This window comes from Flavobacterium sp. (assembly GCF_035456225.1).
Taxonomy (GTDB): Bacteria; Bacteroidota; Bacteroidia; order Flavobacteriales; family Flavobacteriaceae; genus Flavobacterium.
The window spans coordinates 1-12,734 of record NZ_DATIDM010000017.1 but is presented as its reverse complement, the minus strand read 5'-3'; the positions used below and the strand labels follow the sequence as shown (position 1 = coordinate 12,734).

General features: G+C 38.1%; 12 protein-coding genes. 7 read left to right on the top strand and 5 right to left on the bottom strand.

From position 1 onward, the window contains the following. The 5 genes from VLB74_RS00870 to VLB74_RS00850 form a co-directional block, all read right to left on the bottom strand. Window positions 1-362: multicopper oxidase domain-containing protein (locus VLB74_RS00870; protein ID WP_325201582.1), on the bottom strand; the 362-nt coding region annotated here is incomplete at its 3' end. 9 nt (window positions 363-371) lie between these two features. Beyond that, window positions 372-845: a DUF3347 domain-containing protein gene (locus tag VLB74_RS00865; RefSeq protein WP_325201581.1), complete on the bottom strand. Its 474-nt coding sequence runs from the start codon at window positions 843-845 to the stop codon at window positions 372-374. Window positions 846-848: 3 nt separating this feature from the next. Continuing rightward, window positions 849-1,070, bottom strand: coding sequence for a heavy-metal-associated domain-containing protein (locus VLB74_RS00860; RefSeq protein ID WP_325201580.1), 222 nt, complete (start codon window positions 1,068-1,070; stop codon window positions 849-851). A 94-nt stretch (window positions 1,071-1,164) separates the two neighbouring features. Beyond that, window positions 1,165-3,579, bottom strand: coding sequence for a heavy metal translocating P-type ATPase (locus VLB74_RS00855; RefSeq protein WP_325201579.1), 2,415 nt, complete (start codon window positions 3,577-3,579; stop codon window positions 1,165-1,167). A gap of 81 nt (window positions 3,580-3,660) precedes the next feature. Beyond that, a complete protein-coding gene (locus VLB74_RS00850) occupies window positions 3,661-4,221 on the bottom strand; it encodes a helix-turn-helix domain-containing protein (RefSeq protein WP_325201578.1) in 561 nt (186 codons plus the stop codon). An 837-nt stretch (window positions 4,222-5,058) separates the two neighbouring features. Here VLB74_RS00850 and VLB74_RS00845 point away from each other — a divergent pair. The 7 genes from VLB74_RS00845 to VLB74_RS00815 all read left to right on the top strand — a co-directional run. Next, window positions 5,059-6,423 (top strand): RCC1 domain-containing protein, encoded by a 1,365-nt coding sequence (locus VLB74_RS00845; protein ID WP_325201577.1) that lies wholly within the window; start codon window positions 5,059-5,061, stop codon window positions 6,421-6,423. Window positions 6,424-6,510: 87 nt separating this feature from the next. Continuing rightward, entirely contained in the window at window positions 6,511-7,008 is a 498-nt protein-coding gene (locus tag VLB74_RS00840; RefSeq protein WP_325201576.1) for a hypothetical protein, read from the top strand. Window positions 7,009-7,156: 148 nt separating this feature from the next. Continuing rightward, window positions 7,157-8,527: a DNA recombination protein RmuC gene (locus tag VLB74_RS00835; protein ID WP_325201575.1), complete on the top strand. Its 1,371-nt coding sequence runs from the start codon at window positions 7,157-7,159 to the stop codon at window positions 8,525-8,527. A gap of 6 nt (window positions 8,528-8,533) precedes the next feature. Continuing rightward, window positions 8,534-8,899 (top strand): 6-phosphogluconate dehydrogenase, encoded by a 366-nt coding sequence (locus tag VLB74_RS00830; RefSeq protein ID WP_325201574.1) that lies wholly within the window; start codon window positions 8,534-8,536, stop codon window positions 8,897-8,899. A gap of 4 nt (window positions 8,900-8,903) precedes the next feature. Next, window positions 8,904-9,452, top strand: coding sequence for an acyl-CoA thioesterase (locus tag VLB74_RS00825; RefSeq protein ID WP_325201573.1), 549 nt, complete (start codon window positions 8,904-8,906; stop codon window positions 9,450-9,452). Window positions 9,453-9,530: 78 nt separating this feature from the next. Continuing rightward, window positions 9,531-10,664, top strand: a complete 1,134-nt coding sequence (locus VLB74_RS00820; RefSeq protein ID WP_325201572.1) for a hypothetical protein — start codon at window positions 9,531-9,533, stop codon at window positions 10,662-10,664. Window positions 10,665-10,698: 34 nt separating this feature from the next. Then, window positions 10,699-12,734, top strand: a 2,036-nt coding sequence (locus VLB74_RS00815; protein WP_325201571.1) for an FG-GAP-like repeat-containing protein, incomplete at its 3' end; no start/stop codon positions are given.

Sequence of the window (12,734 nt, the reverse complement as noted above, 5' to 3'; positions counted from 1 at the left end):
GAATGATACCAATAGGTTCCATTTTGAACGATGGGAAAACGATAAATTGCTTCGGTGTGAGGTTTGACAGGAGCTGTTGTTAAATACGGAACACCATCCATTTCATTGGGAAGAATAAGTCCGTGCCAATGCAAAGACGTTTCGTGGTGCATATGATTGTGAACATGGATTTCGGCAATGTCCCCTTCGGTAAATTCCAAAGTGGGAGCCGGAATCTGTCCGTTAATAGCTATAGCAGGTTTGGTTTTTCCCGTGAAATTCACCAACGTATCCTTAATATGTAAATCGTACCGTTTTACTTTCTGTCCTATTGCCATAAAAGAGAAAGACGTCAAAAACAACAAAAGGAAAAACCTTTTCATAGTCCTTATTTAGTTGATCGTTTTCTTAACGTTGCCACAGGTTAGCATCGCTTTTCCGTAGAACGGATTTTTGACTGCATCGGAATCATCAAGCCACGTAACTTTTTTCATTGGGCAATACAACACATACAACTTTTCAGAACCAAATACTTTTTGATCTGCTAAAGTTATCATGGAGCCTGATATCTTACCAAATCCGGTTCTCATTTCTTCCAACGATTCCGTCTTGCTGTAGATATCGAAATAGGCTGCCATAAATTTCAGTTCTTTCTGTTGTGCTGCTTTACCGGCGGTTACAGGTTGCAAATCCTGAACATCCTTTTGCATTTGCAGTAAAGCTTCTTTTGCGTTGCCAGCGTTTGACTCCACTAAAGCATCTTCGAGTTTCAGGTAATCTTTAAGCAGCTGACTCCATTCCTTATCTTGTGCCTGAGCCGTCAGTAAGCCTGCCCAACCCATTAGAATTAAAAAAAATGTTTTCATGATTTATTTGTTTTGTGTTAGTGATTCGATTTTAAATCCGGCATTCTTCACTTGCTCCAAAAGTGCTTTTTCATCGAGGTTGTCTGCGGATACGGTTAAAATTTTATCTTTAGCCGTTGTATCTACTTCCCATCGGTTTTCACCTAATAGTGGGTTTAAGAACGGAGTGACTTTTGCCACACAACCGGAACAGTTTATATTGGTTTTGAATTGTTTTGTTTTCATCGTATACAAGTTACTAATTATTTCCTTACAAATTTCGGAAGATACTCCAATGAAGTTGTTATACTTTTTCTTCCACGTTTTACAACATTTACAGTTATTTTTTCAACTTAAGACGCAGACTGTTACTTACCACACTAACCGAACTTAAAGCCATCGCCGCACCAGCAATCATCGGGTTAAGCAAGAAACCATTAATGGGATATAAAAGTCCGGCTGCAATCGGAATTCCGATAATATTATAAATGAATGCCCAGAACAGATTTTGTTTTATTGTCGTTACTGTTTGTCTTGACAGTATAATAGCTTGAGGCACTTTAAGCAGATCCGAAGAAATGATGGTCATATGAGCCACATCCATTGCAATATCAGATCCTTTTCCCATCGCGATACTAACATTGGCCTGGGCCAAAGCTGCACTGTCATTGATACCATCTCCTACCATTGCGACTATTCTTCCTTCCAATTGCAGTTTTTTCACAAAGGATAGTTTGTCTTCAGGTAAAACCTCCGCTTTATATTGGTTCAGTCCCAAGGTTTTTGCTATTGATGCAGCCGTATTCTCATTATCACCGGTAAGCATAACCACTTCTAATCCCTGATTTTTGAGTTGTGTCACCGCATCGGCAGAAGTCGCTTTTATTTTATCGGCAACGGCTATAACAGCCAGAAGTTTTTCTGCATTAAAAAAATACAATAAGGTATGCGCCGATTCGGAATTCCGTTTAATAAATTCTACAAAATAGCTGTCGATCGAAATGTTATTTTGGATTGCGAATTGTTTATTTCCCACAAAATAAATTTTCCCTTCAACCTTTGCTTTGACTCCGGCACCAGTGATGCTTTCAAAATCGGAGACAGCTTTCGGTACAACACCCTGATACTTTGAAACGACGGCATCCGCTAAAGGATGTTCTGATTGCGACTCGATTGCATGTAGAATTGCAACATAGCTTTGGTTTTCTCCCGTCCAAAGTGAGTCGACTACAGCCGGTTTACCCTCGGTGAGTGTTCCGGTTTTATCAAAAATAATTGTGTCGATCTTTTGTGCCAGTTCCAGACTTTCAGCGTCTTTAATCAGGATTCCTTTTTCGGCTCCTTTACCCACACCCACCATAATGGCCGTTGGTGTTGCCAATCCCAAAGCACACGGACAGGCGATTACCAGAACCGTAACCATAGCCAGAAGACCGTGTGTCAATCCGTTCTCACCTCCCAAAACAACCCACACTAATAACGTTATCAAAGAAATAACCAAAACCACCGGGACAAAAATTGCCGCTATTTTATCCACCAGTTTTTGTACCGGAGCCTTGCTTCCCTGGGCATTTTGGACCATCTGAATGATTTGTGCAAGCAATGTTTCCGTTCCTACTTTTTCGGCCTTGTATTTAAAACTTCCTTTTTGATTAATGGTTCCTGCAAAAACAGTATCCGCTATATTTTTAACTACAGGCACAGGTTCTCCGGAAATCATGCTTTCGTCTACGAATGAAGTTCCGGAAAGTACTTTTCCATCGACTGCTATTTTCTCACCGGGCTTTGCCAAAAGTACATCACCCGGAATAACATCGCTTATTTTTACTTCTTCCTGTTGACCGTCTTTGCTTAATCGGATGACAGTTTTAGGTTGAAGTCCCATTAGTTTTTTTATGGCTGATGCGGTATTTCCTTTGGCACGTTCTTCCAGCACTTTTCCCAAAAGAATAAACGTGATCACTACCGTTGCTGCTTCAAAATATACGTGAGCGTGTAAACCGCGGCTGTGCCAGAATTCCGGGTTCAACGTATTAAATACACTGAAAAGATAAGCAATACCCGTACTTAAAGCCACCAGGGTATCCATATTTGCTTTTCGATGTCTGGCTTGTTTCCAGGCATTGATAAAGAAACTTTTCCCGAACCAAAACAAAACCGGAGTGGAAAATACCCACATAACTAAATTTGCAAAAGGCCAATCCATAAAAAACATCCCAATAACGAAAACTGGTAATGTAAATAAAGCTGCAGAAATCGTTCGTTTTTTTAAAATTGCAAATTGATTTTTATGACGATTTTCTATTTCGGCTTCCTGATTTTCCGATTCGGCAATAGTCAAATCGTAGCCGATACTCTGAACCGCTTTTTTGAAATTTTCCAATTTTGCGATTCCGGGCACATATTCGACTATGGCTGTTGCATTGGCGTAATTTACCGCAGAAGTAACGACGCCTTCTTCAAATGAAAGCAAGCTCTCCACACTTACGGCACAGGAAGCGCAAGTCATTCCTTCCACCGGGAAAGTCTTTTTTAATGTCGGAACATTATATCCTAAATCGCGTATATTCTGAACAAGTTGTCCTAATTTAAAATCCTTCGAATCGGTTACTATTTTCGCCTGATTATTGTTGAGTTCCACTTTGTGAGACAAAACACCTTCTGTTTTACCCAAAGCATCATCTACGATAAGAGCACAGTGTTCGCTGTGAACATCTTCCAGCGGAATTACTGTTATTTTATGATTGGTTTCCATACTTATTATTATTTGATGATACAAAGTTCCGTCAGACAATAAAATAAAGTATTACAGGATTTTCACAACGACTTGTAATATTTACAGATGGTCGAGCGGAACCCGTTTTTGCAGTCCGATTGATTTGAAATGAGAAGGTGTCAATCCAGTTACTTTTTTAAACTGATTGCTGAGATAAGCCACACTGCTGTACCCTAATTGGCTGGCAATTTCTTTTAATGAAAGTTCATCGTAAACAATGAGTTCCTTTACCTTTTCTATTTTTTGGAGGATGACATATTTTTCGATGGTAGTTCCTTCCACTTCGGAAAACAAATTACTCAGGTAATTATATTCGTAACCCAATTCGGAAGCCAGAAAATCGGATAAATTTATTTTGATAAGTTCTTTATCATGGTGGATATGCGTAATGATGCTGCTCTTAATCCGCTCGATTAACTGATTTTTCTTATCATCGATAAGCTCAAAACCAACAGACTGAAGCTCGTGTGATAATTTTGCCTTATTAACACCGTCTAAAGGATCCTGAAATTCGATTTCGCCTAAAATAACACCTTTGAAATTCAGATTGAGGTTGTCGAGAATTGTTTCTACTGCCAATATGCAACGGTGGCAGACCATATTTTTAACGTAGACTTTCATACTGATTTAATTACGTTAAAATTACGAATTCTTTTATAAAAACAAATGTCACTTTTGATTAGCTCATTAAAAAACAAAAAAAAGAGGTCTTTTTACAGACCTCCTTACAGTATTTGATTTACTATTACCCTCTAACTATACTAGTGTAAACGATCACGCAAATCTGCCCTCTTTTCACGGATGGACTTCTTTGAATAACAAATCAAAAACCGTATATCAAATATACAATTTAAATCAACATAAAGCACTGTAGATCAAAATATTAACATAAAAAGTTGTCAACAATTTCAAAATCAGAAAATAGTGGTGGAAAAACAAGTTGATTGTCTTTACTCCATCAAATTTCGTATGAAAAATTTGAGGAATAGATTTCGCATAAAAAAAGAGGCCTTTTACAGACCTCTTCTTACAGTATTTGATTTACTGTTACCTTATTAACTATAGTCAATAACTTCTCACTATCACTAGTGTAAATATTATTCAACTATTTAAGTCGCAATGACTTCCGAAGATATTTTTTCGCTTCTCCGAACCGAAAATGCCCTCTTTTTACAGACGAACAAATCCGAACAACAAATCAAAAACCGTTTACCAAAGATACATTTTTTTTAGAAATAAAACACTGTAAAACAACAAATTATATTCACCAAACTAATCATACACAGATTTTTTTAACCGATAAACTATTTTTTTTAAAAAAACCAAAGCTCTAACCTTGTTTTAATTAAATTAACAAGACAAAGCCGCAAAAACAATCAATTTACAAAAGAAAAACAACCACTTATTGCATTTTTCCAAAGAATAATTTCAAGGTGATTAACATAATAAATTAAGTCTATGAAAAATTTATTACTATTAGTATTATCCTTACAAACAGCAACTACAATCAATGCCCAATGCTGGACCTCTATTTCGGTAAAAAACGGTCAATCAGCAGCCATTAAAAGCGATGGTACCCTTTGGACGTGGGGATATAATGGTCAGGGACAATTGGGTGACGGAACGTATACAAACAAAAATGCTCCTGTTCTAATAACAAACGCAACTAATTGGAAAGCGATCTCTTCCGGTTATAATCATATGATTGCATTAAAAACCGATAACACGTTATGGTTATGGGGATCCAATGATTCCGGTCAGTTAGGCAATGGAAGCGACACGCCTTCAGCAGTTCCCATCCAGATAAATACAGACACCAACTGGAAAATGGTTTCAGGCGGAGGAAGCCACAATCTGGCATTAAAAACAGATGGCACTTTATGGGCATGGGGAAATAACGCTTATGGCAGTTTGGGTGATGGAACAACAATCAGTAAAAATCAACCAGTTCAAATAGGACCAGATAATGATTGGGAATATATCTGTGCCGGAATGAACAATTCATTCGCTATAAAAACAAACGGAACCCTTTGGGCTTGGGGCGACAACGCTTACGGTAAATTAGGCGACGGAACTTTTAACAGTCGAATTATACCAACACAAATTGGCACCGCCACTAATTGGGCAAAAATATCCGAAGGCTATTTACACACTATCGCAATAAAGGAAAATGGGACTTTGTGGGCTTGGGGATGGAACGCCTATGGGCAATTAGGAGATGACACCCAAAACGACAGAACTGTTCCCACACAAATTGGTACTGACACTGATTGGTTCAACGTTAGTGCCGGAGGCTATCATTCCATGGCTATAAAGACAGACGGAACCTTATGGGGTTGGGGATATAACAATTTTGGGCAATTGGGCAATGGCTCCAATAGCAACACTCTCGGCCCTATTCAGATTGGAGCAGCAACAAATTGGATTGATGTATCAATTTCATACCAACACAGTGTTTTTATTAACGGTAATAAAAATATCCTTTCCTGCGGTTATAATACCGACGGAAGGCTGGGTATTGGCTCAAATCTGCACAGAAACACCCCTACCAATGTTGATTGTGCCAATTTGAGTTCTGAAAGTTTTCCGGAGAACTTTGGTTTTAACCTTTATCCTAATCCTGCATCCGATAAAATTATGCTGTTAAATCCCGAAAGCCTCTTAATTGAAACTATAGCCCTGTTGGATATTACCGGAAAGAAAATTAAAGAAATATCCGGAATGACAGCTGAAATAGACATACATGAACTGAAAGCAGGAATTTATTTACTGCAGATTAGCACTGAAAACCAAACACAAACAAAGAAGTTTGTAAAAAAATAACCACTGTTCTGCATTGAATCTCATTTTGAAAATTGAAGCGTGTAATATTTTTACTAAATTACGGCGCTAATCCATACGAGAATTCAAATGAAGAACGCAAGACAGATTTCCTTATTGATAACCATCCTGATTTGGGGAATAATTGCGGGTAGCCTGACTTATTCACACATTGTATTTCTCCCTAATTATCTTTCACATCTTCCTGAATCAACAAACTTGATTAACGAAAAATACGGTTTTAAGGAAGATAATTTTTGGATAATCATTCATCCGCTGATTATATTTTCAACCGCGATTACATTCCTGTTAAACTGGAAAATTACGGAAAGGCGTAAATATATTTTCACCACAATTGCTATTTACATATTGATAATGGTTGTAACCGCATATTATTTCTACCCCGAAATAATTGAATTCTCACAAAGCAACTTATCAGACATGATTTCTCCCGAGGAATGGCAAAGAAGAGGACAAAAGTGGCTGATTTTAAGCTGGATAAGGTTATTTTTTGTGTACTGTGCCTATATCTCGCTTCTGATTGCATTAACCAAAAAAAACAAAGCATCTAATCTTCCCAAATATTAAAAACGGTTTCAAAGAAGGAATCCTCAAATTACACGACAACAACAAAACAACATACTTTTTTTTACCAATAGCGGTTCCATTATTGTAATTCATCCGAAAATACATTTCATTTTTCTCTAATTTTACATAACGGAAAAATCATAAAACCATGTCACAAAGCCTTTTAATAGCAGCCTTATTTTGTTTCGCCTTGGGAATTGGTTTTTTCATTGGAAAGGTTTTGTTTTCAGCTAAATCCCAATCGGAAAAATCGGGATTGGAGGAACGAATTAATGGTTTGCTTTCCCAGATTGAACAGGCAAAAGAGCAATTCCGGAACGAACGCAACAACTTCGAAAAACAATTGCAGCAGTTAAATGCTGAAAAAGAAAACATCCGCACGGAAAAAGATGCACTTGCCATTCAGTTATCAAAAAAAGAAGTTGATTTTGATAACCTTTGGGAGCGCAATAAAGAACAAAAGGAAGAAGTGAACCGGCTTCAGGAAAAATTCACCAAAGAATTTGAAAATCTGGCGAACAAAATACTGGAAGAAAAAACAAACAGGTTTACAGAGCAAAACAAGGAAAATCTTAAAAACATTCTCTCACCGCTTCAGGACAAGATCCAGCTATTTGAAAAGAAGGTAGAAGACACCCACAAAGAAAGCATCGACTATCATGCCGCATTACGCCAACAGATTTTAGATTTGCGTGAAACGAACGAGCAAATGAGCAAAGAAACGCTAAACCTTACCAAGGCATTAAAAGGCGACAGTAAGATGCAGGGAAATTGGGGTGAGCTGATTTTAGAACGCGTACTCGAAAAATCAGGATTGGAAAAAGGAAGGGAATACGATATACAGCAAAGTTTTGTTACGGAAGGCGGTTCCAGGGTTCTGCCGGATGTAGTGATCAACCTTCCTGATGGTAAGAAAATGATTGTCGATTCCAAAGTATCGCTAACCGCTTACGAACGTTACATTAATGAAGAAGAGGAAAGCGAAAAATCCTCTTTCCTGAAAGAACACGTTGCTTCCATCAAACGTCATGTCGAACAATTAAGCAGTAAAAATTATCAGGATTTATACCAGATAGAAAGTCCGGATTTCGTATTGCTGTTTATCCCTATGGAACCGGCATTTGCATTAGCTTTAAACGAAGACAATTCACTGTACAACAAAGCTTTCGAAAAGAATATCGTAATTGTGACCCCGTCTACCCTTTTGGCTACGCTACGCACCATTGACAGTATGTGGACCAATCAGAAACAACAGGAGAATGCCTATGAAATTGCCCGTCAGGCCGGAGCTTTATATGACAAATTTGATGGTTTCGTAAACGATCTGATTAAGATTGGCAAGAAAATGGACGAAGCCAAAACGGAATACGGAAATGCCATGAACAAACTCGTTGAGGGAAAAGGCAATCTGGTTACAAGTGTTGAAAAACTCAAAAAAATGGGAGCCAAAGCCAAGAAGGCATTACCTGAAAACCTATTGGTGAGCGCTCTTGAAAAAGAACAAAACATCGAAAATTAAGCTATCATGAGAAAATTCATTTTGTACGGAATCACGGCTTTCTTACTAATTGCAGCGGGTTATTTCGCCTTCGTCTATTACATTCCTTTCAGCGAAGGTGTGAGAGCCGGCGAACTTATTAAAATAAGCAGAAAAGGTGTCATCATGAAAACATGGGAAGGCGAAATCAGCCAAGGTATTTCCGGGGCACAAATATTCGCTTTTTCTGTTTTGGACAAAGACACAAAAGTAATTGAGGATTTACAGACCTATCAGGGGAAATATGTAAAAATAACCTACGTAGAACGCTATAAAACGTTTCCGTGGTGGGGCGACACAACTTATTTTGTAACCAATGTACAACAGGAGGAAACTCCGCATTTAAGGAGATAATCAAATGGAAAAATTCAAAAAGGTAAGTGATTCTAAAATTACGCTGTCACAATTGATGTTACCTTCCCACTCCAATTTTAGTGGAAAGATTCATGGTGGATATATTTTATCATTAATGGATCAGATTGCATTTGCCTGTGCTTCAAAATACTCTGATAAATATTGCGTAACGGCTTCCGTGGACACTGTCGATTTTTTAAATCCGATTGAAGTCGGTGAACTCGTTACATTGAAATCATCTGTAAATTATGTAGGCAGAACTTCCATGGTTGTCGGAATTCGGGTGACGTCGCAAAACATCAAGACCGGAAAAGTAAAACACTGTAATTCGTCTTATTTCACCATGGTGGCTAAAGACGAAAACGGAAACTCTGTGCCGGTACCCGGATTAATTTTATCGAACCTTGAAGAAGTGCGCCGTTTTTACGATGCATTAAGACGCTCAAACAGCAAAAAAGAACACCAGATTACTGACGAAACCTTTGACTATTCTTCAGAAGGGGCACTAAAAAGCCTACAAAATTACAATGTTAGGCTAAAAGTAAAAAGTTGATAAAAAATTAACAATTTTGTGTAAAAAAAATATATTTATTATATATTTGAAAAAATATGTTTTAAATACATACAATTTATGCAACAAAAATACCTACTAAAAGCCCTTGGTTTATTATCGTTATTGACAGTAATTTTCCTGATTGCCTGTAATTCGGATGAGGAATCGGACTACACACCGATATCTCCCGTGAGCATGGATCTGACCCAAGTTCCTTATCCCAAATTATCGGATTATAAGTTTTTTGAAGGAGATTTAAAAAATCTCACTCCTTCCTACAAGGTTTTACCTTACAAACCGGCAAGTTCACTATTTAGCGATTATGCACATAAAAAAAGATTTGTGTGGATGCCTGATGGAACAAAAGCTACCTACAATGGCGATGGAAAAGTTTTAGAATTACCCGTTGGTGCGGCTATAATCAAAAGCTTTTATTACGAAAACATTCAGCCAAACAATACGACTAAAATTATTGAAACCCGAATCATGATTAAAAAGTCGACAGGATGGATTTTCGCTAATTATGTATGGAATGAAGAACAAACTGAAGCCTTTTTTGATTTAGATGGCAGTTACCAGGACATAACCTGGATTGAAAATGGCGAAACTAAAAGCGTGACTTATAGAATTCCGTCGGAAGTCCAATGCATCACTTGCCATAAAAAGAAAGAGATGATTAACAATGAGGAACAAACTGTTTACATTCCGATTGGTATTAAACCACAAAATTTGAATTTCAATTACAATTACAATACTGAAACAAAAAATCAATTAACCAAATGGATTGAAACCGGGTATTTGGAAAGCAATTTCACATTACCAAGCGCCGCCAATTCCACTGTGAATTACGAAGACACTTCTCTACCGATTGATTTAAGAGCAAGATCGTATGTCGATATTAATTGTGCACACTGTCATACAGATGACAGGCATTGCGATTACAGACCAATGCGATTTGCTTACAATCAAACAGGAGGAGCTTCCGGCAATACCAACATGGGCGTTTGTGTAAGTACACAGGATATGCAGGACCTCCCTTCTACTTTAGCCAAAATTGTTGCCCCGGGAAATGTTAGCAAATCCATGCTTTATTACAGAATCAACACAACCGATGAGACCTACAGAATGCCGTTGCACGGAAGAACGCTCATTCATACTGAAGGTGTTGCGTTGATGGAACAATGGATCAATTCTTTAGGCCCTTGCCAATAAATAAAATCTTCTTAACTAACCAAAATGACAAAACATGAAAAAAATTACTTCTATTTTTTTGCTATTAGGCATTAATTGGTGCTTTTACGGACAAGACAGTTGCAGTACCGCTCTGACAATCTCTGCAGGAACACATGTTGTTGGTGTGGTAAACGGAACTCAAGCTCCAAACCCACTTTGTACAGGTGGAAATGCAGGAACTTTGGGGGAATGGTACATCTACACCCCTTCAACTACGTACAATGTAACCATTACTACTGATATTGCAGCCAATTCACCTAGGGTAGACACACGATTTCACGTTTATACCGGGAACTGTGGAACGCTTACTTGTGTATCCGGTGACGATGACTCCGGATTAAACTACTCATCAGTAAAAACGTTTGTAGCAAACGCCGGTACCACATATTACATCGCCTGGGATAACCGATGGACCCCTAATGGCTTTACTTTTCAGTTGACTGAAAACACTTATGTTCCGCCGCCGCCGCCGCCGATTTCGTATTCTCCGCAAACCGTTTCAACTATAAACAGCACGTATAATATTTGTACGGTAGATATGAATGGCGATTATAAAGATGATATTGTTGGTGTGAGTGCAAACAATCTAAAAGTCCATTTTCAAACTACACCGGGGAATTTTTCAATTTCAAATTTCGCAATTACAGGAACCAGTGACATGCCGTCATGGAGTATTGCAGCCGGTGATTATAACAAAGACGGACGCAACGATTTGGTTTTAGGAAGCGGGAGTGGCCTTACTTTTTGGCAATCAAACAGTGCCGGAACTGCCTATACCAATATCAATCCTTCAGATTATATCTTCTGTCAACGTACAAATTTTATTGACATAAATAACGACGGGAATCTGGATGCCTTTTCATGTCACGATGTTGCTCCGAATGTTTACTATCTTAATAACGGATCCAACAATTTTACGCACTATCAATGTGGGATCACCACTGGATCGTATAATTTAGGAGTGCTTTCATCTGGCGGAAATTACGCTTCAATTTGGACCGATTATGACAACGACGGAGATGTAGACATGTTCATTTCGAAATGTTCCGGCCCTCCATGCGAATTACACAGAAATGACGGAAATGGTGTCTTTACGGATATTTCAGCAATTGCTCAAATTAATTCAACACCAGTCCAATCATGGTCTTCAGCAGTAGCCGATTATGACAATGATGGCGATATGGATATTTTTGTTGGAGCAAATGGTGGTTCAGGCCATAAATTTTTCAGAAATGAACTGAATACCTCTAATAGTGTTGAAGAACCGTTCGTGAACATCACAGCCAGTGCAGGATTCGGGTCTGACACTTCATTGAGCCGTGATTATATTGCATATGATTTTAACAATGATGGAAAAGTAGACATTATGGGAGGTGGAAACAAAATCTTCTTCAACCAAGGAAACAATGTATTTGCTGCAAGCAATTACCCTGGTTTGTCTGTAGGATCTATTGGTGATTTAAACAATGACGGCTTTCTTGACATTGTCAATAATACCACTATTAATTATGCCGTTCCAAATGGTAACAACTGGATAAAAGTCAATCTTCAGGGTGTTCAGAGCAACAGAAATGGTATTGGTGCACGCGTTGAAATCTATGGCGCGTGGGGCAAACAAATAAGAGATATCAGAAGTGGTGAAGGATTTCAGTTCATGAGTTCTTTAAATGCTCATTTCGGAATTGGAGCTGAAACACAAGTCACACAAGTTATTATTCGTTGGCCGTCAGGCGTGGTAGATACTATTGTCAACCCGTCATCTAATCAGGCATTAACTGTAATTGAAGGAAGTACGCTGACAATTGCCGAAAACAATTTAGGTAACTTCACTCTATATCCGAACCCTACCGAAGACTACATTAACTTCAATAATTCCAATTCAACGGAAAAAATCAAAATGGTTACCATTTATGATATTTCCGGAAAAGTGATCAAAAAAGATAATGCCTTAAACAATAAGGTTTCTGTTCATGAATTACAATCCGGAACTTATATAATAGTTTTGGAAAATGATCTTGGTCAAAAATTCTCAAGCAAGTTCATCAAAAA

Coding starts and splice junctions, on each gene's coding strand:
- VLB74_RS00865 (WP_325201581.1), bottom strand. CDS start 845: ATGAAAACATTTTTTTTAATTCTAATGGGTTGGGCAGGCTTACTGACG.
- VLB74_RS00860 (WP_325201580.1), bottom strand. CDS start 1,070: ATGAAAACAAAACAATTCAAAACCAATATAAACTGTTCCGGTTGTGTG.
- VLB74_RS00855 (WP_325201579.1), bottom strand. CDS start 3,579: ATGGAAACCAATCATAAAATAACAGTAATTCCGCTGGAAGATGTTCAC.
- VLB74_RS00850 (WP_325201578.1), bottom strand. CDS start 4,221: ATGAAAGTCTACGTTAAAAATATGGTCTGCCACCGTTGCATATTGGCA.
- VLB74_RS00845 (WP_325201577.1), top strand. CDS start 5,059: ATGAAAAATTTATTACTATTAGTATTATCCTTACAAACAGCAACTACA.
- VLB74_RS00840 (WP_325201576.1), top strand. CDS start 6,511: ATGAAGAACGCAAGACAGATTTCCTTATTGATAACCATCCTGATTTGG.
- VLB74_RS00835 (WP_325201575.1), top strand. CDS start 7,157: ATGTCACAAAGCCTTTTAATAGCAGCCTTATTTTGTTTCGCCTTGGGA.
- VLB74_RS00830 (WP_325201574.1), top strand. CDS start 8,534: ATGAGAAAATTCATTTTGTACGGAATCACGGCTTTCTTACTAATTGCA.
- VLB74_RS00825 (WP_325201573.1), top strand. CDS start 8,904: ATGGAAAAATTCAAAAAGGTAAGTGATTCTAAAATTACGCTGTCACAA.
- VLB74_RS00820 (WP_325201572.1), top strand. CDS start 9,531: ATGCAACAAAAATACCTACTAAAAGCCCTTGGTTTATTATCGTTATTG.